The organism is Aminobacterium sp. MB27-C1 (assembly GCF_030908405.1).
GTDB lineage: Bacteria > Synergistota > Synergistia > Synergistales > Aminobacteriaceae > Aminobacterium.
In genome coordinates this window covers 554,240-578,471 of record NZ_CP133089.1, presented here as the reverse complement: position 1 = coordinate 578,471, position 24,232 = coordinate 554,240, and the positions used below count along the sequence as shown (strand labels likewise).

The 24,232-nt window shown below is 42.8% G+C and carries 25 protein-coding genes; all 25 read right to left on the bottom strand.

Annotation, left to right across the window (positions count from 1 at the left end):
- Positions 1-6 precede the first annotated feature (6 nt).
- Positions 7-1,716 carry an O-antigen ligase gene (locus RBH88_RS02785; RefSeq protein WP_213690835.1) on the bottom strand — a complete coding sequence of 570 codons (1,710 nt, stop codon included), beginning with the start codon at positions 1,714-1,716 and terminating at the stop codon, positions 7-9.
- Positions 1,703-2,629 (bottom strand): ParB/RepB/Spo0J family partition protein, encoded by a 927-nt coding sequence (locus RBH88_RS02780; protein WP_213690834.1) that lies wholly within the window; start codon positions 2,627-2,629, stop codon positions 1,703-1,705. The genes RBH88_RS02785 and RBH88_RS02780 overlap by 14 nt, the downstream gene beginning before the upstream one ends.
- A gap of 42 nt (positions 2,630-2,671) precedes the next feature.
- On the bottom strand, positions 2,672-4,024 hold the full coding sequence (gene dnaB / locus RBH88_RS02775; RefSeq protein ID WP_213690833.1) for a replicative DNA helicase: 1,353 nt from the start codon (positions 4,022-4,024) through the stop codon (positions 2,672-2,674).
- A 2-nt stretch (positions 4,025-4,026) separates the two neighbouring features.
- On the bottom strand, positions 4,027-4,473 hold the full coding sequence (gene rplI, locus RBH88_RS02770) for a 50S ribosomal protein L9 (protein WP_213690832.1): 447 nt from the start codon (positions 4,471-4,473) through the stop codon (positions 4,027-4,029).
- A 5-nt stretch (positions 4,474-4,478) separates the two neighbouring features.
- Complete coding sequence (locus RBH88_RS02765; protein ID WP_213690831.1) at positions 4,479-5,429, bottom strand: YybS family protein; 951 nt, start codon at positions 5,427-5,429, stop codon at positions 4,479-4,481.
- A 90-nt stretch (positions 5,430-5,519) separates the two neighbouring features.
- Positions 5,520-5,786: a 30S ribosomal protein S18 gene (rpsR, locus tag RBH88_RS02760; RefSeq protein ID WP_213690830.1), complete on the bottom strand. Its 267-nt coding sequence runs from the start codon at positions 5,784-5,786 to the stop codon at positions 5,520-5,522.
- A 15-nt stretch (positions 5,787-5,801) separates the two neighbouring features.
- Positions 5,802-6,293 (bottom strand): single-stranded DNA-binding protein, encoded by a 492-nt coding sequence (locus RBH88_RS02755; RefSeq protein WP_213690829.1) that lies wholly within the window; start codon positions 6,291-6,293, stop codon positions 5,802-5,804.
- Between the two features lie 12 nt (positions 6,294-6,305).
- Complete coding sequence (gene rpsF, locus RBH88_RS02750; RefSeq protein WP_213690828.1) at positions 6,306-6,590, bottom strand: 30S ribosomal protein S6; 285 nt, start codon at positions 6,588-6,590, stop codon at positions 6,306-6,308.
- A 79-nt stretch (positions 6,591-6,669) separates the two neighbouring features.
- A complete protein-coding gene (locus tag RBH88_RS02745) occupies positions 6,670-6,975 on the bottom strand; it encodes a septum formation initiator (RefSeq protein WP_213690827.1) in 306 nt (101 codons plus the stop codon).
- 4 nt (positions 6,976-6,979) lie between these two features.
- The gene (argS, locus tag RBH88_RS02740; protein ID WP_213690826.1) at positions 6,980-8,656 is read right to left on the bottom strand and encodes an arginine--tRNA ligase; all 1,677 of its coding nucleotides are present in this window, start codon (positions 8,654-8,656) and stop codon (positions 6,980-6,982) included.
- Between the two features lie 29 nt (positions 8,657-8,685).
- Positions 8,686-10,515, bottom strand: coding sequence for a hypothetical protein (locus tag RBH88_RS02735; protein ID WP_213690825.1), 1,830 nt, complete (start codon positions 10,513-10,515; stop codon positions 8,686-8,688).
- Positions 10,516-10,534: 19 nt separating this feature from the next.
- Positions 10,535-13,210 carry a preprotein translocase subunit SecA gene (gene secA, locus RBH88_RS02730; RefSeq protein ID WP_307879844.1) on the bottom strand — a complete coding sequence of 892 codons (2,676 nt, stop codon included), beginning with the start codon at positions 13,208-13,210 and terminating at the stop codon, positions 10,535-10,537.
- A gap of 135 nt (positions 13,211-13,345) precedes the next feature.
- Positions 13,346-14,569, bottom strand: a complete 1,224-nt coding sequence (locus RBH88_RS02725; protein WP_213701269.1) for a M20 family metallo-hydrolase — start codon at positions 14,567-14,569, stop codon at positions 13,346-13,348.
- Positions 14,570-14,594: 25 nt separating this feature from the next.
- Positions 14,595-15,164 (bottom strand): CDP-diacylglycerol--glycerol-3-phosphate 3-phosphatidyltransferase, encoded by a 570-nt coding sequence (gene pgsA / locus RBH88_RS02720; protein WP_213690822.1) that lies wholly within the window; start codon positions 15,162-15,164, stop codon positions 14,595-14,597.
- A 124-nt stretch (positions 15,165-15,288) separates the two neighbouring features.
- The gene (locus RBH88_RS02715; protein ID WP_213690821.1) at positions 15,289-16,008 is read right to left on the bottom strand and encodes an ABC transporter ATP-binding protein; all 720 of its coding nucleotides are present in this window, start codon (positions 16,006-16,008) and stop codon (positions 15,289-15,291) included.
- Positions 16,001-16,789, bottom strand: coding sequence for an ABC transporter ATP-binding protein (locus RBH88_RS02710; RefSeq protein WP_213690820.1), 789 nt, complete (start codon positions 16,787-16,789; stop codon positions 16,001-16,003). The genes RBH88_RS02715 and RBH88_RS02710 overlap by 8 nt, the downstream gene beginning before the upstream one ends.
- Positions 16,786-17,832 (bottom strand): branched-chain amino acid ABC transporter permease, encoded by a 1,047-nt coding sequence (locus tag RBH88_RS02705; protein ID WP_213690819.1) that lies wholly within the window; start codon positions 17,830-17,832, stop codon positions 16,786-16,788. The genes RBH88_RS02710 and RBH88_RS02705 overlap by 4 nt, the downstream gene beginning before the upstream one ends.
- Positions 17,832-18,725: a branched-chain amino acid ABC transporter permease gene (locus tag RBH88_RS02700; protein WP_213690818.1), complete on the bottom strand. Its 894-nt coding sequence runs from the start codon at positions 18,723-18,725 to the stop codon at positions 17,832-17,834. Before RBH88_RS02700 ends, RBH88_RS02705 begins: the two co-directional genes overlap by 1 nt.
- 94 nt (positions 18,726-18,819) lie before the next feature.
- The gene (locus RBH88_RS02695) at positions 18,820-19,953 is read right to left on the bottom strand and encodes an ABC transporter substrate-binding protein (protein WP_213690817.1); all 1,134 of its coding nucleotides are present in this window, start codon (positions 19,951-19,953) and stop codon (positions 18,820-18,822) included.
- Positions 19,954-20,090: 137 nt separating this feature from the next.
- On the bottom strand, positions 20,091-20,552 hold the full coding sequence (gene nrdR, locus RBH88_RS02690) for a transcriptional regulator NrdR (protein ID WP_213690816.1): 462 nt from the start codon (positions 20,550-20,552) through the stop codon (positions 20,091-20,093).
- A gap of 74 nt (positions 20,553-20,626) precedes the next feature.
- On the bottom strand, positions 20,627-21,091 hold the full coding sequence (locus tag RBH88_RS02685) for a GatB/YqeY domain-containing protein (protein WP_213690815.1): 465 nt from the start codon (positions 21,089-21,091) through the stop codon (positions 20,627-20,629).
- A 6-nt stretch (positions 21,092-21,097) separates the two neighbouring features.
- On the bottom strand, positions 21,098-21,286 hold the full coding sequence (gene rpsU / locus RBH88_RS02680) for a 30S ribosomal protein S21 (RefSeq protein WP_213690814.1): 189 nt from the start codon (positions 21,284-21,286) through the stop codon (positions 21,098-21,100).
- Between the two features lie 34 nt (positions 21,287-21,320).
- Complete coding sequence (locus RBH88_RS02675) at positions 21,321-21,662, bottom strand: histidine triad nucleotide-binding protein (protein ID WP_213699639.1); 342 nt, start codon at positions 21,660-21,662, stop codon at positions 21,321-21,323.
- 29 nt (positions 21,663-21,691) lie between these two features.
- Positions 21,692-22,672, bottom strand: coding sequence for a J domain-containing protein (locus RBH88_RS02670; protein WP_307879843.1), 981 nt, complete (start codon positions 22,670-22,672; stop codon positions 21,692-21,694).
- Positions 22,669-24,225, bottom strand: a complete 1,557-nt coding sequence (locus RBH88_RS02665; protein WP_307879842.1) for an Hsp70 family protein — start codon at positions 24,223-24,225, stop codon at positions 22,669-22,671. Before RBH88_RS02665 ends, RBH88_RS02670 begins: the two co-directional genes overlap by 4 nt.
- Positions 24,226-24,232 lie beyond the last annotated feature (7 nt).

Here is a 24,232-nt window from a genome sequence, read left to right as displayed (position 1 = left end):
TAGTGTTTACTGAATAAAAGATGACATTTCCTGAATTAGAGTTTTGTTTTCTAGCTTTTTCCCCCAATCGAGAAGAACTGAAAGCTCCCTACTGTGAGGTTGTTGCTTAAAAACGTTGTAAAGGCGATTGAGACCAATAGCAACTAATTCGGGATTTTCATGATTCTCACCTAAGTTCAAATAATAGTAAGCTAATTTTTTTTCTGCTATATCTTGCACCATAAGGGATGTTGCGGCTTTTTCCAGATAATTTTTTTTGTTTTCAGCACTCTCGCTATCAAGAGAAAGACTGACGAGACGATCGCCATAAAGGCCATGTCCGAAAAAGAGGAGCGCCGACAATACACACATTCCCGCGAAGGTAAATAAAATTTTTTGTCCCTTTTCAGAGAAGGAAAGAAGAGGCTGAAAAAGGAAAATTTCCCTATTGGCAACTCCGAAAGCAACAGATATCCACACTGCATCCTCGATACGATGGAAAGGCCGCGTCCACAGAGCTGTTCCTAATATAAGCGCCAAAATAGATATTCCCCAGAACGCCTCATAAGAGAGGGATCGTTTTCTCAATAAAAGTCTTGTGAAATTCCATAACCACCAACTTGCTAAAAGAAGAAGCCAGCCTCCCCCAATAACGCCTGTTTCGCATATCCATTGCAGATATTCATTGTGCGCCCAGTACGTAAATTGCCATGTTTTTTCCGGACGCAAATGCCTCATTTCTCTTTGGGCTTCAAGATAGTGCCATTTGTATTGGCCAAGGCCTACTCCTGAAACGGGGGTTGAGCGAAACATGGTCCATGACGTGAGCCAAATGCTATCTCGCTTGGCTACAGACGTAGGATGGTCAAGGATATCTTTAAATTTATCCTTCAGCGTTCCTATGCGCCCCTTGTTAATTTCCACAATTCCAGCCATGACGAGGAGGAAAATAAAAACTACAGCAAAAGTCCTTTTGAGTGTCTCTTTCGTCTGCGTCCGAAGAGCCATAATCAACATGAAAAAAATCCCCGCTGCCATTCCGAAAATAGCAGAACGACTCGTTGTATTCCAAAGACCCCATTCAATAATTGCTAACAAGAAAAGGGCAATGATTCCTGAGTTAAAAGATTTTTTCTTTATGTAAAGAAACATGGTATTGAGAGCACATAGAGCAAGCCATATGCCGAACATATTCTGCTGCCCAGTATTGGCAATATAGTGTCCAGGAGTGTTGAGAATAAAGGGGAAAACCCCATTTATTCCAAGCAACTGCAACTCAGCAAAAAAGACACTGAGAACGCCGGCGATACTACTCCCCCATAATATAAAAGAGAGCATCGTTTCCTTAAAAAAGTTTAGAGTTAAGCAATAAAGAGCAAAGAGGCTAGCAAAAAAAACATAGCCCCTTATAAAAGAAGGGATGGAAGATATTTCAATGAAGACTGGTTGTATCGCCATATAGAGTAGAAAAATAAACCATAATATCGAAAAAAAATCTATTGTAAAAGAAATATGACTCCGAAATGAATAGATCCATAAAACCATAACCATCATAGCTATGGGGACAAAAGCAAAAAACCATTTCATCAAATGTAACGTCTGATACCAATAATCACCTGAAAAGATCATATTTGGAAAGATTAGAACCATTCCAAAACAACAAAATAAAAAGCCCTCCATTAAAAATGAGGGGCTTTGAGATGCAAAAAACGATTCAATATTGTTACTTGCTTTCATGGGACAAAGCCTTTTCTTCATCATTCACAATTTGTTCTTTCAAATCTACAGCTATTTCAACAATAAGCTGCCGCTGAGCGAGCTCCTTAACTTTCCAGACAACAGGAATTCCTCGCCGGCGGCTTTGCTCCACCAATAAAGCCAAATCTTTAAGAAGCTCTCCTGTCGGCCCTTCTGGTCCGGCAAAACTTAATCCCTTCTGTTTCTTTCCCTGAGTTGTTCTATTACTTTTAAGCATATCTGTTTTAGACGATTCCTGACGAACAAGCTTTTCTACATCTTTTGCAGGAATTTTTTCATCGACGATACGCTGTGCCCATTCTTTTTGAACGTCTCCTTCAAGAGCAACGAGAGCTCTCGCTTGACGTTCCCCCAACTCTCCCTCAAGAACCATAGTCTGCACATCATCTTCTAATTTAAGAAGACGAAGTTTATTTGCAATAGCAGACTGAGAACGTCCAAGGCGCTGTGCAAGATACGATTGGTTCCAGCCTGTACGTTGCAAGATATCCTGTAGACATCGAGCTTCTTCTATTGAAGAAAGATTACTTCTATGAATATTTTCTACGAGAGCAATAACCTGTTGGTCTGTCGGCGTTACTTCCGTTATGATTGCCGGGATTACAGAAAGTCCGGCTCGTTTAGCGGCTCGAAGACGTCGCTCCCCCACTATGAGTTCATAACCATTCTCTACCTGGCAAACGACCACAGGCTGTATTACTCCGAGTTCTGCAATAGACGTAGCTAGTTCTTGCAGATCATCTTCATCGAAATATTGCCGCGGCTGAAGGGGATTCGGTCGTATCTGATCTATAGGCAAATCACATAATCGCCGCTTTTGATCGTTAGCCGTCTCATTTTTCATCCCGTGCAGCAATGATTCATTTCGAAGAAAATTCATCATGCCTGCCATATCGTTCCTCCATATATAGTCAATCTCCCTGAAAGAAGGACCTTACATATATCCTCTTTCAGCATTTACAAACCTCGTATATTCCCTCAAGAAGACAAGATCGACATCTCCTGTAGGTCCATTACGATGCTTCGCTATACGAATAACAGCCCTATTATCTTCTTCTTCTGGAGCAGCTGCCGTATCATAATAACCGGGACGATATAAAAGCATAACCAAGTCTGCATCCTGTTCTATTGCTCCACTATCTCGAAGATCTGACAATTGAGGCATTTTATCGTTTCGTTGCTCAACAGCTCGTGAAAGCTGAGAAAGGGCAACAACTGGGACATCAAGCTCTCGTGCCACTCCTTTTAAAGCTCGTGATATTTCAGCAACTTCCTGCTGTTTGCTATCAATTCGCCTTGCGAAACTCATAAGCTGCAAGTAGTCGACAACGATAAGTCCCAAATTTTCAAAACGGGATTTAAAACGTCGCGCTCTGGCTCTAAACTCAAGAGTAGAGAGCATTGAACTATCGTCAATAAAGATGGGAGCTTGAGATAGCCGTCCAGCAGCATCCGCAAGTTTATCCCAATCATTTTCTGCAAACGACCCGTTACGTATATCATGAATATTGACCTTGGCTTCAGAACCAAGCATTCTCTGAACAAGCTGTTCAGCGCTCATTTCAAGGCTAAAGATCAATACAGGATCATGACGATCGACACCACCATACTGCGCCATGTTCAAAGCCAAGGCTGTCTTACCCATAGACGGACGAGCCGCAATAATATTCAAACTTCCCGGCTGGAATCCTCCCGTTATTCTGTCAAACTGATAAAAACCAGTGCAGAAACCTGTTACGTCCTGATCTGACTTACGATATTGCTCTTCAATAATCTGGAATGTCTTGCCTAAAACATCAGATATTGGTCTGAAATTCGTTCTATTCCTCTTTTGAGCAATTTCAAAAACTGCTTTTTCAGATTCTTCAAGGATCTCGTCTACTTCCAATTCCTCAGAATAACCAAGACGCACGATCTTATTACCCGCAGAAATAAGACGCCGATGTATTGCCTTATCTTTAACAATAAGAGCATAATATTCCGCATTAGCCGTCGTCGTAACCCCATTGACAAGTCCTGCTATAAAGGGCTGCCCACCAATTTTTTTATCAAGTTCACGGCGATTAATTTCTTCAAGGAATGTCAAAGCGTCGACAGGCTTATTTCGCTGCGCCATGTCACAAACCACATCGTAAGCTTCACGATGAGTCAAATCATAAAAATCTTCTGGAGTTAAAATCTCTATTACCGTATTGAGGGCTTCTCTGTCAACGAGACAAGCCCCCAACACAGCACGCTCAGCCTCCGGACTCGCTGGAGGCACTCTGTCATAAATGGTCTCAGTCACAACTATTCAGCCTCGACTTTAACTGTCATACGAGCTTCTACTCCTGAATAGAGCTTTACAGTAAAGGAATACTCTCCTGTATTTCGGATGTTCTCATCCAATTTGATATCTTTCTTGTCAATAGACACATCCAGTTGTTTCTTTAATGCCTCTTCTACATGAGCATTAGTAACACTGCCAAAAAGTTTTCCGCTATCGCCGGCACTCGCCTTTACAACGATTCTTTTCCCCTGCAACCAACGGCATTTCTCTTCGGCTTCAGCCAAAAGTTTTTCTTCCTTTTTCTCTTGAGTCTTCTTTTCTTTCTGCCACTCTTTTATTTTAGCAGGAGTAGCTTCATCTGCTAAACCTCGAGGGATAAGATAGTTACGAACATATCCATCGGAGGCCTCAACAAGGTCTCCCTTACGACCAAGTTTCGAAACATCTTCTTTCAAGATCACCTTCATTGCTATTACCTCCTGATTCGTGACCTGAAATCAAACCACATATCAGATACACCAAGAATCAATGCAATTGTTGAAAGGAAGGGAACAAAGAGAACTAAAATAACAGCAACCCATCTCACAAAAGATCCCAAACCCTTCAATGAAAAATAATACCAGATGACGGACAGTCCCTGGAGTAAAAAAAGAATATTAATCAAAAGTTTTAGATTCATTCCCATACGAAACATAAGACTTGCTTCCCCTTGTTGCATTCCTAACATGGAAAACAGTATGGAGACAAGAAGAGCCCAGAAAATGCTTTTGGGGAATCTCCAGTTTGAAAAAGAAGGCAACGGAGGAAGAGTGCCACTCCCGATACGTCGGATTACTGCCCCGCTAATAACATAACTCAAATAGCAATCCACTGATGCAGCAAGAGTCAGCAAAGCCGGGAAAACGAGAGGGATAATTTTCAAGGTCATCATCATCTGCTGCTTCATCGATTCGATAGTTTCTTGCGATAACCCTTTTCCCGCATAAAAAGCAAATACTTTATTCAACATACTCTCAATCTCTACAGGATCAACAGAAAAAGGATTTACTCCCATAACTTTACTCGCTATCACCATAAGAAGCAATTTACTTCCCAGAGAAAGGAGTATGCCATAGAGAAGGATTTCCACTCCTCGATGAAGGCGCTTTGCCAATTGGCCAAGACCTACTCCCAATACGCCAAAACCAAGGAGGAAAAAGAGTGCTCCCAGAGGTCCCATGAAGATCATGACAAGCCCTGTCGCTACAGCAACACCCAGCAGAGCTTTCTTAAAATCATGTCTTAGACCCATTACCACCAGAGGAGCCGGACAAAGAAAGGAAAAACCAATCCCCACAACCGGTAGAAACTGTGCGGCCAAAAAAAGGACCACAGCCAACCCTACAAGAAGGGATGATTCTACGAGGCTTCTCGTCGGTGTCACACACAAACATCCTTTCATGCACTAGTTGTGCCGAAAAAACAAGGGGAGAAGCCGCAGCTACCCCCCTTGGAAAAGTCTCTATTTTGCCGTTTAATCTAAGGCGTAGGGCAGAAGTGCCATAAAACGAGCTCTTTTAATCGCTATTGTCAGCTGACGCTGATGCTTTGCGCAATTTCCGGTAACACGTCTTGGCATAATCTTGCCCCGTTCACTTACGTACTTCCGCAGGCGTTCTACATCTTTATAGTCAACGTGATCAATTTTGTCGACACAGTAAAAACAAACCTTTGGCCGTCTCTTGCCGCCTCTTCTCGGACCTCTGTTTCCGCCCTTTGAAGCGCCACCACTTACAGCCATTGATGTTCCTCCTCCCTAAAACGGAATATCTGCTTCATCATCTCCGGAATCAGTCTCTCCCATTTCGGAGATATCCAGAGGGAACTCTTCTCCATCGAAACCTCTGTCACGGATGCTACCAAAGTCATCGCTTCCGCTACTAGAGTGGTTTCCTTTGTTATCGTCATCTCGAGGGGCACTACCTAAGAAGACAACCGAAGAAGCAACTACTTCCGTCACCCAACGGCGTTCGCCAGACTTGTCTTCGTAGCTCCGTACCTGGAGACGTCCCTCAACAAGAACAGGACGACCCTTTCTAAGATACCGCTCGCAGTTTTCAGCCTGGCTTCCCCATACAACGATAGGAATAAAGTCGACCTGGTTTTGAATCTCACCATTTCGCCCCTTCCACTGGCGATCAACGGCTACATTCAACCGCGCTACTGCTTGCTTGGAAGCTGTGTATCGTATTTCTGGGTCTCGGGACAAGTTCCCCATGAGTATGACTTTATTGAATCCCCTGGCCAAAAGATCTCCTCCTTATTCTTCGTCAAGACGGACGATCATATGCCGGTATACATTCTGTCGAAGACTCAGTAAACGTTCAAGCTCAGTTACTTCGTCTGAAACGAGCTTGAAGGTCAAAACGGCATAAAAACCATCGGTGTGTTCGTTAACTGGATATGCTAGCTTTCTTTTTCCCCATATGTCAGTTTTCGAAAGCTCTCCACCGAGGTTTCGCACGACCTCTTCTACCTTTGCAATCTCCTCTTTGGGATCTTCAAGGTCGGCATTAACAAGAACCATCAATTCGTACGGTCGCACGCAACTCACCTCCTCCCTTTGGTCTAATTGGTCCCTTTTATTAATAAAGGGACAGGGACACATGCCCGTGTATTATACGCTACTGTTTCTTCTCGGGCAATATATCATCCGACGTTACTACAATTTTATAAATTTTCTCACCGGGGAAAACCAGATTATATTGGTCTCTCGCTAAATGCGCCATTCCCTCCGGCGTTTTATAAAATTCAATTTTTTCTTTGTATTCCTGAATGATCTGGCTCTTCTGCATTAAAAGAGCCATTCGCTTATCTACCAATGCAGACAAGCGATGAACCTCTCGTAATTCCACGATATAGGCAGTTCCCATGATAGCCGCAATGAGAGATAAAACAATAGCCAGAAGAACCCACCGTAACCGCGGCAAATGTCTACATCCTTTCTGGAGCGTTTAAGCCAAGCAGGCTCAGAGAACGAGAAAGAACGTATTTTGATGCTAAGACAAGTAAAAGCCGAACATTCATAACATCTGGGCGCTCCCCAAGAATACGATTGGCGTTATAGAAGGAATGGAAGTCAGACGCCAAATCATAGGCATAATTTACAATAACATGAGGAGCACGATCTATAGCTGCTCTCCGAACCTCCTGAGGGAAGAGGGATAAACGGTTCACCAGCTTCTTCTCTTCATCGGAAGTCAAAAGTTCTGTGTTTAAAGCTTCAAGTCCGTACAGCTTTATTTGACGGTTTTCAGCTTCTTTTAAAACACTGCAAATTCGAGCGTGAGCATATTGAACATAATAAACGGGATTTTCATTGGAAGATTGCTTCGCCAGCTCAAGATCAAAATCAAGGTGACTGTCACTTCGGCGCATAACGAAGAAGTAGCGGGTTGCATCAACTCCTACTTCATTGATAACGTCTCTTAACGTTACGAATTGCCCAGAACGAGTTGACATTGCAACCTGTTCGCCACCTCGCAAAAGGTTGACGAACTGAATCAGAACGACCTCTAAACTCTCCCTATCCTTCCCTAAGGCTTCTACTCCCGCTTTCATACGGGGAACATACCCATGATGATCCGCTCCCCATATATCGATAACTCGTTCAAAACCTCTGCCAAACTTCTCCATATGGTACGTAATATCTGATGCAAAATATGTTGGCACGCCATTATTGCGAATGAGAACCCTATCTTTTTCATCCCCAAAGGCTGTCGCTTTGAACCAGAGCGCTCCGTCCTGCTCGTAAGCATAGCCATGTTTCCTTAGAGTATCCATGGCTTCCGGCACCAAATTTCGTTCATAAAGGCTCTTTTCGGAGAACCATACGTCAAAATGAACGCCGAAATCTGCAAGATCTTTTTTTATACCCTCTAAAATATGTCCTGCAGCATAAGTTTGGAAAAACTCCATGCTCTCTTCTAAAGGCAAGGAAAGAAAACGATCGCCTTCCTTATCAATAATTTCTTGGGCTAAATCGTAAATGTATTCACCTTTATACGCATCTTCCGGGAATGGGGCGCGATCTTTATGACCAAGAAGTTCAAAGTAACGTGATTGAGTAGATGTGCCCAATATTTTCATCTGCAAGCCGGCATCATTGATGTAGTACTCTTTCTGAACATTCCACCCTGCAAAATCCATTATCTTAGCGATAATGTCACCAACAGCGGCACCCCGTCCATGTCCCACATGAAGAGGTCCTGTAGGATTTGCACTTACAAACTCAACCTGAACTTTTTCGCCCTGCCCCACATTCTGACGACCGTATTGATCTTTAAGCGTAAGTATTTCTTCTAAGACCTCGCCCATCCATTTCTGAGACAACCTGAAGTTAATAAACCCCGGTCCGGCAATTTCAACAGAAGTAAAATAATCGCAATCAGCAAGACGATCTACTATTTGTTCTGCCAATTTTCTCGGGCTATTGTGAAATATGCGAGCCAATTGCATAGCTGCGTTTGTTGCCCAGTCACCATGATCTTCATTTTTTGGCTTCTCTATCACAAAGTCAGGAAGATTTTCAAGTTGAATGTTTTGCTCCTCCGCCATTGATCGTATGGAATCATTAAGAAGTTGGCGAAGAGTTACGAGTACATCAGCCATTCTTACACCTCCGGAAATCTCTAAAAATCTTATTTGGCGCGCAGGGCCAATGTCTTGGCATTAAAATCAGCAAAACGACGAAGAGACTCGTTCAGTGCTGAAGCTAATGCCCCGTCTATACGATCAGAAGAGACAACAACTCTGGCGCTACCACGAATAACATGTTTTTTCTTTCTATATGTCATATCTTCATAATACTTTACTTTACCCATATCTCTATCAGACGTACTTGGAAGTGTGAGTACATTCATTGATGATGGCAAACTCAGCTCATATTCAGCCTCGACAGCAAAAGGAAAACGTAGTGAATACGGCGGACGTACCGAAGAAAGTTCTCGCAAACATGCCGGGACAAAAACAGGAAGTTTTACGAGCATCTGGTGACCTTCAGAACCCGTAATGGCTCCAAGCATTCGTACGGGGAACCGTATCTCAAAACCATATTTAAGCTGCTTGATTTCTCCTTTACTACTATCAAGTTGTAACCCAGTGCAGCTAGATAGAACAGAAGCCGCTTCTTCAAGGGTAGGCGTTTTCCCTGAGAAAAAGAGCCCTGTCCACCCATTTCTTACAAAAAAGGAAAGTTTTCCCACCAAAAAACCTGACTCCTCCAAATCAAGGTCCCATCTAAGAGAAAGTCGGTGGTCTGCTGCACCTCCACCTTGAATAACGTCAGATACAATTTCTTTATTCACAAGTCCGTAAACTCTATTTCCCCAAAGTGATGGAGGTGTTTCGCCTAAAGAGAGACCTTGTTCTACATCAAAGTAGACACGGCCACCCCCAGGGATATTTGCCTCAACAACCGGTTTGAGAAGAAGTCCCCTTGTAATGGGAGTCTCTTCAGTAATTTCCGTAGGGGTAATCCACTTTAGATTAACTTGCCAACCTGCCAAAGGCAACCACTTACAAAGAATTAGCGCTTTTTCCCATTCAGACCACGGCCCGTCACTTGGAATTTTCGATCGGACTACATTATGAGCAGCTTTATCTTGGAAAGATGGGTGATTTTTGACAAACTGAATAATATCTTCTCCTGCTTTTACACGATTAGCTCCACGTCCCATTGAAATGACACTATCTGGTGCCTCTGGAACAACAACGTCTTCTGTAGACTGCAAGAGTTTATAAAAAGGAATTTTCCCCTGCTGAAGGCTAAAAGCTATAAAAGGTTCGAAAGAACTCAAAAGAGAAGTATCTCTCCATACGGGGCGATTGACAATATGCCATTCGTATCTGTCGCGACCCATTTTTTTCTCGAGACTTGGTGCTTCATTCTCACTTGAAAGCCATGTAAAAGAAGAACCTGAAGGAACATCTACAGTAATCTTCTGCTCCCATTGAGGCAAAGATATTCCTGTTTTTACGTATCCGTCCACACCTAATTTTCGAGGGGAAGTAATCCTGTACGAAAGAACCCAAAGAACTTCATCCCGTGCCGGAAATTTAACACGGTAGAAAGTCCGTCCCTCAGATTCTGTAGTTGTTATGTCAGCTTTAGTTAATAACATAGCTGAGGCGGGATCGTATACTTCGGCTTTTTCGATGGAAATGTTCCCTCCTTCGGGAACAATAAGAGACCAATTCTGCCATGACTCATCAATGGTTTCCTTTACAAGGATAGCCCATGTGACGTCTGTCTGCATGCTTCCATCGGCAAGCAGTGTATAATGATACTCTTTCAGCCATACTATTCCCTGTGCGTTTCCGTAGAGAGAAAAATCGGGGGCTTCCTGAACAAGTCTCCGAATATTGATTTCAGTGGAGGCCGTTGCCGGAGACTGTAATAGGAACATTCCCGCTATACATGCACAAAACACAGCAAACACCAGGGCTGCTTTAGTAAAAGTTCGGCCCATACTTATTTTCCTCCTCATTTTAGGCGTTTTTGCCACAGCAGTGTTTATACTTTTTTCCGCTGCCACATGGACACGGATCATTGCGCCCTACTTTGGGACCCTTTCGTATTGGTTGAGGTTTTTCGGCACCAACCTGAGCTCCCGGAACCTCTTCTGAAGGGAAAGGAAGAGTGAAATCTCTACTTTCCCTAAGATTCCTCCGATCAGGAGTCCTCCGCGTTTCCTCTGAAACTACTGTTACTCTGAAAGCAAGTTCAGCAATAGATTCTCTTACCCTTTCCATCATTGCCTGGAAAAGATTATACGATTCGAACTGATATTCAAGCAGAGGATCTTTTTGACCAATTGCACGAAGGCCTATTCCTCTCCGTAATTCATCCATTGCAAGTAAGTGGTCTTTCCAACTGCTATCTAGCGTGTGAAGAACAATAAAACGCATCAGTTCGTCAGAAATTGCCGATCCCAGATTCTTTATCTTTATCCTGAAACGATTTTCGACTTCCTGTTTTATCTGTTCAGAGGCCTCTGGCAAAAGACGGCGGCTATCTACATCTTTCAAAAAGGAGTCAAGCCCTGGACCAAAGATACTTTTTAACTTTGAAGCAGCTCTCTCTGACTCCGCCTCCCCATCTTCGGGGAAGTAGTGGTCTAACACATCACCTATAACGCCCTGAATAACTTCCCATGTATGCTCAATAATATCTTTATCCGTAAGAATCTGGCGTCGCTCACCATAAACAGCTTCACGCTGTTGATTCATAACGTTGTCGTATGCCAAGAGCTGACGACGAATGTCAAAGTGCATCTGCTCTACTTTTTTCTGTGCCGACTCAATAGCTTTCGTCAAAAGGTTATGCTCAATAGCTTCTCCCTCTTCCATGCCAAGCTTTTCCATAAGTCCATGAATACGATCAGACCCGAAAAGTCTTAAGAGGTCATCTTCCAAAGAGAGATAGAAGCGGCTGGAACCAGGATCGCCCTGACGACCTGCTCGTCCCCTCAGCTGATTATCGATTCTTCGCGATTCGTGACGCTCCGTTCCAATAATTTTAAGGCCGCCACTTTTGAGAACCTGATCGCGCTCTTCTGCACAAATGTTTCGATATTCTTCGAGTAGTTCTTCATAATGCTTAGTGTTCTGAGCATTTTCATCGCCCTCTTTTCGAAGGGTCTCTTTGGCCAAAAATTCTGGATTTCCTCCTAAAACAATATCTGTTCCACGTCCTGCCATATTTGTAGCTACGGTAATAGCCCCAGCTCGTCCAGCCTGGGCCACAATCTGGGCTTCCCTTTCGTGGTACTTGGCATTCAAGACCTGATGAGGAATTTTACGTGCTTTAAGAAGTTTGCTAATATGTTCAGAATTTTCTATTGACGTCGTGCCTACAAGTACAGGTTGCTTCTGCTCATAAGTCTCTGCAACTTCCTCTGCAACAGCATGAAATTTTTCTAAAGACGTACGATAGATGACATCTGGAAGATCTTTACGAACCATAGGCTTATTCGTAGGAACCAAAATAACCTCAAGTCCGTAAATCTCTTTGAATTCTTCTGCTTCGGTTATAGCCGTACCTGTCATTCCCGCCAGTTTCTGGTACATACGGAAGTAGTTCTGAAGAGTTATGGTAGCAAGGGTTTGACTCTCTCTTCCGACTTTAACTTTTTCCTTCGCCTCAATGGCCTGATGCAATCCATCTGAGTAGCGACGTCCAAACATAAGACGGCCTGTAAATTCATCGACTATTACAATCTCACCATCTTTGATGACATAGTGTACATCTTTCTGAAAAAGCACATGAGCCTTAATTGCCTGCACGATTCTGTGAGCCAGATCAGAATGAGCCGCGTCAGAAAAAAGCCCTGGCATCTTCAGCAGTTTCTCACACTTCGCTATTCCTTCTTCTGTAATGGAGACATTCCGTTCTTTTTCATCTTTCTCAAAATCCGGACCTTCTTTAAGCTGTCTCGCTATCTGGTCTGCTGTGTTGTACATCTCTACGTTGTCTTCAGAAGGACCTGAGATAATAAGAGGCGTTCGCGCTTCATCGATCAAAATAGAGTCGACTTCGTCAACAATACAGAAATGGTGAGGTCGTTGAACAAGCTGTTCCTGGGAAACAGCCATATTGTCTCGCAGATAATCGAAACCGAACTCACTGTTTGTACCGTATGTCACATCAGAAAGATAGGCTTTTTTACGCTCTTCCTGATCCATATAGGCGTATATAACACCAACAGACAGGCCTAAAAAATGATATATGGGCCCCATCCATTCAGCGTCACGTCTCGCCAAATAGTCGTTTACTGTAATGACATGAACACCTTGCCCAGAAAGTGCATTGAGGACAACGGCCAAAGTAGCAACAAGAGTTTTTCCTTCTCCTGTTTTCATTTCAGTTATTTTTCCTTCGTGAAGGGCAATGCCTCCCATAAGCTGCACATCGAAATGGCGAAGACCAAGGGTTCGACGTGAAACTTCCCTCACCAAGGCAAAAACTTCTTTTAATAGATCATCTGGACTTTCACCATTATTGAGACGCTCTTTATAATCTGTAACCAAGGAACGAAGCTCGTCATCGCTTCTCGCCGTCATTTCCGCTTCGAGCTCATTGATATCATCAACAATCTGGCGATATCTCTTGAGCGCCCGTTCATTAGGGTCCAACCCCAGAACGCGCTTTAAGCCATTAAACATTCACTTCACCTCTACAAATATTTGCAATAATCATTCCACAAAAAAACATTATATGCTGTAACAAAGGAGTGGGTCAAAAGTATTTTCACTTAAAATAAAATATGGGCGGAGGCTCTTATTCCTCCGCCCTTGTTTTTATTCTACACCAGCCATTAAGAGGGCAAAAACCTTGGTTTCGTTTATCAGATGTTCAATTTCACAATATTCGTTAGGCATATGAGCTACATCTGCCTCCTGAGCCCAAACAACAGCTGGAATATCCTCTTTTCTAAAATATGCAGCACACGTTCCTCCTCCAACGCCACCCACCTCGGGATCAAAACTGTAAACGGCTTTAATCGCCTTGGTAAGCAGGTGAACGATTGGAGCATCCAGCGGAGTTGGGGGGGTAGAATCCGTTCTCTGAAGAACAGTCAATTTTATCTTTCCTCCATACTCTTTCTCTATTGGGCTAATTACTTGGGAAACTACATTTAAAACATCATCTACATTCACAGAGGGTAAAATGCGACAGTCGAAACAAAATGTTTCTTTACCTGGAATCGTATTGACGTTTCCTACATTAGGTAAACGTCGTGTAGGTTCGAATGTGGAAAAAGGTGGTGTAAAAAGATTGTCCTCTTCAGGAAAAGCGTCATGAAAAGCCTTGTCAAGTTCCGTAGCAAAGGCATTCGCGATGCGACACGCATTTAATCCTAAATCAGGCCTACTCGCATGAACTTGCTGTCCTCCTACTGTAAACTGAAGCCATAGGATACTCTTTTCGGCAACTTCTACAAAATCTCCCCGATCGTTCCCACCATCAGGAACGATAATCAGATCATCCTCTTTAAAAAGATTCTGCTCTATAAGATATTGAATTCCAAACTCACTGCCCAGTTCTTCATCTGCAACAAAACAAAGATATGTCTCATATTCAGGCAGAATATTGCATTCCTTCATGGCTGCGGCAGCGTACAGACTAGCAATGAGCTCTTGACCATTATCATTACTACCACGGCCATAGATACGATTTTCCTTGATTACAGCTTTAAAAGGATCCGTCTGCCATAAACTGCGGTCACCTTCAGGAACCACATCCATATGAGTAATGATCCAAAGCCTCTTATCAGTTTTCCCCGGAACGCGTATAACCAGATTAGGCCTGAATCCTTCTGGCGCTAGTTCATCTGGAGCGTTATGCCATTGGATATGAGAGAGACCTAATTCTTGAGCAAGTTTTTCCAGAAAACGGGCTTTTCTATTCTCACCTTCTCCTCCTTCATGGGGGGAAACAGCAGGGTATTCTACAAGTTCAGCCAAACTCTTCACGATTCGATCTTGAATCGTATCAACATATTGAATGACATGAGAAGTCATTGTTAAACCCCTTCTTTCTCCATGATTATGAAGCATCGAAAAGCATATTACGCCCTTTAATAAGATATTCCATACCAGACCAGACGGTAAGGATCATTGCAATCCACATTGCAGGAAGGCCGCCAGGCAAGTTAAAAATAAGCAATGATATAGCAATAATCTGACCTACTGTTTTCAACTTTCCCATAGAAGATGCCGCAATAACAACTCCTTCAGCAGCAGCAACAAGCCGAACTCCGGTAACGATAAAATCTCTTGCGATAATCACAACAACAATCCAAGCCGGCAAACGCTGCAATTCAACGAGCGATATTAATGCCGCAATAACCAGTATCTTATCTGCTAAGGGATCAATAAATTTGCCCAAATTCGTAACTATACCTTTTTTACGAGCAATGTATCCATCGGCAGTATCTGTAAGAGCCGCTATGATGAAAACGAAACCTGCAATAAGATCTCCGTAGCTAATGCTTGCTCCCAATTTTTCAAAGATAGGGACAGGCGTACTTATTTTTAAAGTCAAAAATATAACAACTAATGGAGAAAGAAAAACTCGTAGCAAACTTAACATATTTGGGACATTCAGGGCAGACATTTAAACGGGTGCCTCCTCAACTAATTTTCTCTGTTGCTAAGCATCTCAATATTATGACACAAAGAAGGGGACGGCAAGTCATCCGTCCCCTTGCTTTTCATAACAATTTATTATACTACTATTTTTAGCCGCCCAGATAGGCTTCTTTTACTCGCGGATTTTTCAACAACTCTTCGCCCGTACCTGAAAGGACAATGCTTCCCACTTCCAGAATATAGGCATAGTTGGCGATTTTAAGGGCTGCAAAGGCATTCTGCTCTACAAGAAGAACGGTCTTCCCCTGTGCGTTGATTTCCTGAATAATATCGAAAACTTCTTTAACAAGCATGGGAGCCAACCCCAAGGAAGGTTCATCCATCATAACAAGTTCAGGTCTGCTCATTAGAGCACGTCCTACGGCAAGCATTTGCTGCTCTCCTCCAGAAAGAGTTCCACCTTTTTGCCAGGCGCGCTCTTTAAGTCGAGGGAAGAGGGAATAAACGTGATCGATATCTTTTTGAATGCCTTCTTTATCGTCACGTATATAAGCACCCAAAAATAGATTTTCTTCAACAGTGAGATGGGGAAGGATCCTCCGTCCCTCAGGGCTCATGGCAATTCCTTTTTTAACAATATTTTCTGGAGCTTTGCCCAATATATTCTCTTCTATGCCGTTGCCGTTCGTATATAAGATTTTACCTTTAGCTGTTTTAACAAGGCCGGCAATACTTCTGATCGTACTGCTTTTACCTGCACCATTGGCCCCTATTAACGTTACAATCTGCCCTCGTGGAATATCGAGACTAATGCCCTTGACAGCATGAATACCGCCATAGTAAACGTGAAGATCTTCAACCTTAAGCATTTTTCGCGTACTCCTCTCCTAGGTAAGCTTCGATAACTCGAGGGTTAGACTGTATTGCTTCCGGATCTCCCTCGGCAATAAGCTTCCCATAATCAAGAACCCATATATATTCACAGATTCCCATGACTACTTTCATATCATGTTCTATAAGAAGTATTGTCAAGTTGAATTCATCTCTGATTCTGCGAATAAAAGCCATGAGTTCTACAGTTTCGAGGGGATTCATTCCTGCAGCTGGCTCGTCTAAAAGCAAAAAGCTTGGTTCAGTGGCCAGTGCACGAGCAATTTCAAGACGCCGTTGCGCTCCATAGGGTAAAGAACTTGAAAGCTCATCCGCATGTTGAGCCAACGCAACTGACTCCAGCAATTTCATTGATTTTTCTCGAATTTCCTTCTCTTCCCTGATCATTGACGGGATAAGAAAAGGAGCCATCCACCATTTACTTTTCTGTCGTACGTGACAACCTATCATTACATTCTGCAAGACAGTTTCATTCGTAAAAAGTCGTATGTTTTGAAACGTTCTGGCAATGCCCGTTTCGCACACTTTATATGGGGGAAGTCCAGTAATTTCATTGCCGTTAAAGAAAACGCTTCCCTCTGTCGGAGTATAAAAACCGGTAATCATATTGAATACTGTCGTTTTTCCTGCTCCGTTGGGACCAATGAGTCCGACAATGCTTCCCTGGGGAACTGCCATATTTAAGGAGTTAACAGCTGTCAATCCTCCGAAACGCATAGTAATTTCTTTGGTTTCAAGCACTGTTTTGACCTGATTCATTCTGTCTTTCCCCCTTTAGAGAAACGAGCGAATAAACCATCCCAGGTCAATTCTCTCATTCCCATAATGCCCTCTCTTCTGAAGAGAATAATGAAAATAAGGGCTAGAGAGAAAATAACCATTCGCATTCCGGGAATTCCGGGAATTTCAAAAGAACCGATGGTGAGGGGGTTTTCCACAAAACGAAGCCATTCAAGCAATATGGTGATAATGATGCTGCCTAAAACACTTCCAGTAATGGATCCCAAACCTCCGGCTACGGTAATCATGAGAATATTGAAAGTCAGAAGGAAGATAAACATCTTAGGGTCGATAGTTGTAATAAGGCTCCCCATGAGAGCTCCGCCGATACCAGCAAAAAATGATCCTATGGTAAAAGAAATGACACGATATTTGAAGGTATTGATCCCCATATTTTTGGCCGCTATTTCGTCGTCTCGGATAGCCTTGAGGACATTACCAAAATTGCTATTGATAAATTTCACCATAACGTAAAGGGTAAACAGAAGCCAACCATAATTCCACCACAAATTAGAATAGGAGGGAATTCCTTTAATACCGAGAGCTCCATTTGTTATTGGTGTTATGTTCGTCAGAACTACACGAATAATTTCGGCAAAACCAAGGGTAGCGATACCGAGGTAATCGCCTCCAAGACGCAACACCGGAAGAGCAATCAGTAAACCAAAAAAGCCAGCAACGAGACCTCCTGCTAAGACTGCTACAAGGAAAGGAGCGCTCATAACAGAAAAGGGCCATACAATTGGTTCCAAAATCCATAAGGCCTGTTTCTGAGCCGGACTCAAGATTAATATGGCACAAACATAGGCACCAATAGCCATAAATCCTGCATGTCCCAAAGAAAACATTCCGGTGAAACCATAAATCAGGTTGAGGCTGAGTGCAAGAATAGCATTGACAGCCACGAGATTGATTACCTGAATTTTATACCCATCAAGGTTTCCCTGTGCCCAGTACATAAAAAGTGCCAAAAGGCCAATTCCGCATAAATTAAGTATGAAATTTCTCTTCTTTTTATCCATCAGATCTTGTCCTCCAACTTCTCCCCCATTAAGCCGGTAGGCTTTATGAGGAGGATAACGATCAGAAGAATAAATGCAAATGCATCGCGATATCCAGAAAGAGCGGGGAAGAAGGCCACAACCATTATCTCAATAATGCCAAGAATCATTCCCCCAGTAACCGCTCCCTGAATAGAGCCGATACCGCCAAAAACAGCTGCTATAAAAGCCTTAAATCCAGGAATAACCCCCATGAAGGGGTTAATTTGAGGATATCGCAGTGCCCACATGATACCCGATGCTGCCGCTAGGGCCGAACCGAGAGCAAAAGTTATGGCTATAACTTTATCAACGGAAACGCCCATAAGACGTGTCGTTTCAATATCCTTGGAAATTGCCCGCATAGCCAAACCTGGTTTAGTTTTATACACGACCCACAGTAACCCGATAACAAGAAGAAATGTTACAAGAGGAACGACTATTGCTAAGGGTAAAATTCTAACTCCTCCAACTTTGATGACACGTACAAGCCAATCGGGACGAGCCACTGGTCTAGGAAGACCAGTAAAAATGACGAGACCAAGGTTTTCTATAAAGAAAGAAACGCCAATAGCACTAATAAGAGCAGAGATACGGGGCGCGTTCCGAAGAGGACGATATGCAACACGATCTACCAAAATTCCACAAAAAGTCGAAAGTATTACAGCAACAATAACAGCTATTCCCCACGGCAATTTAGTAAGAGTGACAGAGAAAAAGACAAAATAAGCACCAAGCATAAAAATATCGCCATGAGCAAAATTGATAAGACGTAAAATTCCATAAACCATAGTGTAGCCAATGGCAATAAGGCCGTATAGAGAGCCAAGGGTAATAGCATTAAATAAATGCTGAATAAACATATTTAGGCTCACAGCAACTTCCCCCTTGTGAAAAGGCAGGAAGGAAATTATCCTTCCTGCCTCTATAGAAATTAAAATTTACTGAAAAGAGACATGAAAGGCCATTTTACATTTCAGGCTTCACTGTACCTATAAATGTCTTTTTACCTTCCTTGATCATAACAATTCCTACTTCTTTTTCAGCATCGTGAGTCTCATTAATCGTGGTGTTACCTGTTACTCCGGGGAAGTCTTTCGTTTCGGTCAGAGCCTTGGTAATCGCTTCTGGCTCAGCGTTTCCAGCCCGTTTAATGGCATCGATAACGAGAAGATACGAATCATAGCCAAGCGCTGCATTGACGTTAGGATCTTTATCGGGGTGAGCCTTTTTCCAATTTTCAGTAAACTGTTTGGCAAGAGGACTCATATCTTTCATAGATGGGTCATATGGGAAAGTTGTATGCATAAAGCCTTCGACCGCTTCTCCACCAATAGTAACTATCTCTGGATTATCCATGGCATCTCCGCCCATTATCTTAAACTCTGCTCCGAGTTCAGCAGCCTGTTTCATGATAATGGCACCTTCTGCAAAGTAAGAAGGAATAAACATAATGCCAGGTTTCTTACTGATAATTTCAGTAAGCTGGGCCGTGAAATCCTGATCTCCAGTGTTATATTTAAGTTCAGAGACTATCTCTCCGCCCAGTTTTGCAAAAGACTGTTTGAAGAATCCTGCCAAACCAACGCTATAGTCGTTAGAAACATCAACAAGAACAGCGGCTTTCTTTATACCAAGTTCGCGAATTGCGTATGTTGCAGCAGCTGCGCCCTGATAAGGATCTATAAAGCACGCACGGAAATAATACTTTTTCCCTTGGGTTACGAGAGGATTTGTGCATGATGTACCCATAACAGGAATTCCCGCTTTTTCTGCTACTTCTCCACCAGCCATAGCCAAAGAAGATCCATAGGTTCCTATAATAGCTATAACTTTTTCCTTTTCGATCAGTCGTTTAACAGCATTTGCTGACTCAACTTTGTCTGACTTATTATCAACAACGATAAGTTCAATTTTCTTTCCCATCACTTCTGGTATTTCTTCATGAGCCATTTTCACGCCGTCCAACTCCAACTGACCACCGAAAGCATTCTGCCCTGTCAGGGGAAGATAGACACCGATACGAATCGTATCCTGGGCAAAAGCCCCCCCTGTAAGAAGCAGAACCATTGCCAGAGCCAATGCTACTCTTCTCAGCTTCATAAACCAAACCCCTCCTTTTTCATATTAATAAAAAGATATATGAGTATAAGATACAGAAAGATAATGTAATTATACACGAATATCCAATCAAACAATGGTATAAATTTTAACTAGAGAGACGATTATATAGAAAAAGACTATTCTCTTTCGTCAGAAAGACGTGAAATTTCACGCTGGAAACTTGAGAGGTCAGTAAATTCACGATATACAGAGGCAAAACGGACGTATGCTACTTTATTCAGTAACTTGAGTTCTTCCATAACTTTTTCTCCAATGAGAGAGACTGGAATTTCCCCATAACCACTTGAACGGAAACTTTCTTCTATACGAGAAGCTACTTCCTCAATCTGCTCTAAGGAGACTGGAAGTTTCTCGCATGCTTTGCTAATCCCCCTTGTAATTTTTTCCTTATCAAAAAATTCTCTGCTTCCGTCTTTTTTGATAACACGCAGGGTCTTTTTTTCTTCAACTTTTTCATACGTTGTAAAACGCGCCAGACACTCGGGACATTCGCGACGACGGCGTACGACACGTCCTTCATCTGCAGTACGTGTCTCTATCACCCTTGTTTCCATTGCTCCACACTTAGGACATCTCATATAGGGTCCCCCTCTAAAGTGACATTAAAAATAAAAGCCGGGTATAATACCCGGCTTTTATTTTTATACAAAAGTTAATCAACGAGAGACTGCAAATACGATTGAACCCGGGTTTTAACTCTTTTCCCATCAGCCCGGCCTCGAATCTCCCCCATCAAACGCCCCATTACTCGCCCCATATCTTTGGGCCCCGTAGCTTTTGAGGCAGCAGCAGCTTTCTCTATCATTTCATCAAGCTCTACATCAGAAAGCTGTTCAGGAAGATAAACTTCAAGGAACGTAGCTTCTTTCAATTCTTCTGCAGCCCTATCGGCGGCTCCACCGGCAGAATATTGTTCTGCAGATTCATGTCTCTGTTTTATGAGACGTTGGATAAGAATCACAATATCTTCGTCTGTAAGTTCCGTCGTGCGCCCTTTTTCTGTTTGGGCTTTCTGTATTTCTGATTTCAACATTCGCAACGTTGAAAGTTCCATATCTTGTCTCGCTTTCATCGCTGCCACAAGATCTTTTTGAATACGTTCCGACAGATTGCTCACCTTAAATTACCCCCTGGATTTGCCCCGTCGTTTTCTGGCCGCTTCGGCCCTTTTCGCTTTCTTCACTTCGCTTGGTTTCTCGTAATGTTCGCGTTTACGTGCCTCGCGAAGGGTTCCAACTTTCGAAACCTCACGTTTAAAACGTCTAAGCGCATCTTCTAGGGACTCGTTATCTTTCCGAATGATCGTAGTCATACTGGATCCCCCCTTTCTGTGCCACCCACATTGACTAACCTGGTGGCCAGCGGAACGACCGTCCCGCCAACAGGTGAACATGAAGGTGGGGGATTGTTTGTCCAGCTTGAGCACCACAGTTAATAACTAACCTGTAACCGGATTTATTCAAGCCAAGCTCTTTGGCAACATACGTTACTGATGCCATAAGATCGGCCCAAAGACTATTTTCGCTAACTTCGGCTGATGAACCAACGTGCTCTTTGGGAATAATAAGCACATGAACAGGAGCCTGAGGATTAACATCCCTAAATGCTACGACCTTAGAATCTTCATAAACGATATCAGCATTTAGCTCTTTTTTAATAATTTTACAAAAAAGACAACTTTCGCTCACCAAAACCCACCTCTCAGCTTCACGTTATTCTATACCAGATTTTTATTCCGGACAATAGACCCCGCCCAAACTCGTACACTTGCTGCACTATGAGATTGAGCAAGCAATTTTATTTTCGCCATGGTCCAAGAGGGTACATTTTCTTCTCTTCTCAATATTTGCAAAAGGGGAACGAGAATTTCTTCTTTATCTTTCTTTAGAAGACGAATTAAACTTAAATCGTCGGGAAGCCCTTTCCCATGAGGCCATCGTGTCAAAGCTTTCGCTACAACATCTTCCGATGGATGGGAAAGAAAACGTTCGAGATATATTTTACGTTTATCGAAGCGTGCAATCCAGCGCAAAAAAGAAAGAGCTACTTTCTCTGTAAGCTGAGAAGCTTTTGCAGCTACCGCTTCTGCAATTGGAATAAATCTGTTCTGAAAATATATTCCATCAAAAATGTACTGTAACACGTATTCGTCTTCAGGATACGCTTGAATCATTTCTGCAAAAGAATCAACGACACCTTTTTCATCTAAATGATTGAAAAGGAGAGATGCCGCCAGAGATCGAACTTCAGGATGGGAACTTAAAAGTCTCTTTTGTGACCTATAAAAATCTGATTCCCCCTGTTTTTCTGCAACTTTCTCCATAAGTCTAGCCATTTTTATTTCTGCTTCAACTATTATTTTTTCTGTAAGAAGATGCCTTATTTTTTCAGGATTCGCTTTTTTTTCTGTACGTTGCGATTGAGCTTTTCTAAAACCCTCTCTTTTTGGCTTCGTACGAGTATAACGATCTTTAGTTGTCTTTGTTTCTTTGCGAGTAAGAGTGGTTCCCTTCTTTTTCAAAAAAAGATATGCCGCCGTAATCTTTTCAAACTCTGCTGCCGTCTGAGGTCCTGCTATATCAGGATGGCATGTGCGTGCCAAGCGTCTAAAAGCAGAGCGAATTTCTTTCATTGAAGCGCCAGAAGCAACGCCAAGGATTGCCAGACTTTCTTCGATCTGAAGTGATATATCTGTCATAGGGAAACCCTCTCCATTTCACGAACCATCTCTTCAAGAATAGCTACAGCATCCCCATAAATAGATTTATCGGAAAGTGTTCTGGCGGAACTAAAAAGAGACAAAAGCCTGCCTTGTTGCTCTGAAGGTAGAGCAATAGAAACACGGGCTAAACGTTTTTCCAAATCTTTTATTTCCGGCGGTACAGGGTTTTCCTTTAACGTACATTCTTCTACCGTAATATCAGGAATTGCTATTCTCTCTCCATTTTTTCTTTGAAGCTCTATAGCAAGAAGTCCGTTAGAATCTACGGAGAAAAAGAGTTCAACTTCTTCTTTTTCTGAAAGAAAGTCGATCGTTACCTGATTTAATGTTGAAAACTGCCCCTCAGATGTTCCTTGCATTATATGCAAATCCAAACTGCCGTTAGCAATGCTTATAAATCTTTTCGAAGCCTTACAAGGAAGAGGTGAGCCTTTTTGAAGAACAGAAACAAAATCGCCAGTTGCAGAGCGGATACCAAGATCTTGAGAAAGAACATCTATCAAAAAACGTTTTTCTGAACTTGCTCCAAAAAGAGCTGCGCCAATAGCAACAGCCTCATCAGGACATTGATTCAAGTGATCAGGTCGGGCAACTCGTTCTTCAAGCATTGAGTGCAATAAAGGTATGCGACTGCTCCCGCCTACAAGCAAAAGACGTTGAGGAGAGTACTTTTTCCAAAGTTCACTTACTATATTAACCACTTTATGAAGCATGGGGCGCATAAGACGCTCCAATTCCTCTCTTCTTATCAATATCGGTTTGCTTGACTGACAAATTCCAAAGGAAGGCAACCACGTAAAGGAAGAACACGTCGAGAGAGCTACTTTTATATTCTCCGCCTCACCAAGGAGGTACCGCCAGAGCGCTTCACTATCTGCTAACGTTTTAGAGATCAATGAAAGTCGTTTCTGAAGCATGCGAGCGAGAAGAAAATCAATTTCTCTTCCCCCTATACACGAATCACCGACACTCTCTAAAACCTGCCATATACCCTGTTCAGCTTCAACTACAGAGACATCGACAGTTCCCGCTCCAAAATCTAAAATTAGAGAGAGCCCTTCTTTTCCATAGGCAAACGCTGCAGCTGTAGGCTCGTTAATTATTTTTATTTCTTCAAAACCAGCTTTATCCGCAGCTCGCGCAACAGCTTGTCGCTGGGAAAAATTAAAAGAAGCAGGAACAGTGAGGACACACGACGTTATAAAACGAGTTAGTGTTGCTTCCGCATCCTCTCTGACCAACGAAAGAAGGGGGACTAACAGTTCTTCTGGAGAGAAGGTACGCCGACCACATCGAATAGGTCCGGTACAAGCTATATGCCTCTTCATGTCCCAATATGTGTACTCTGGAAACGCCACTTCACGACGAGCAGCCTCCTCGCCAGCAAGCCACCCCTCGGATGCCCACGAAACAACGGAGGGAGTTTTTTTCAATCCCCACCGATTCGAAAGCACTTCAACTTTGTCATTAATTTTGCAGGCCGCCAGGGCATATCGAGTTCCAAGATCTATCCCAAGCATAGAGTCCATACAAACA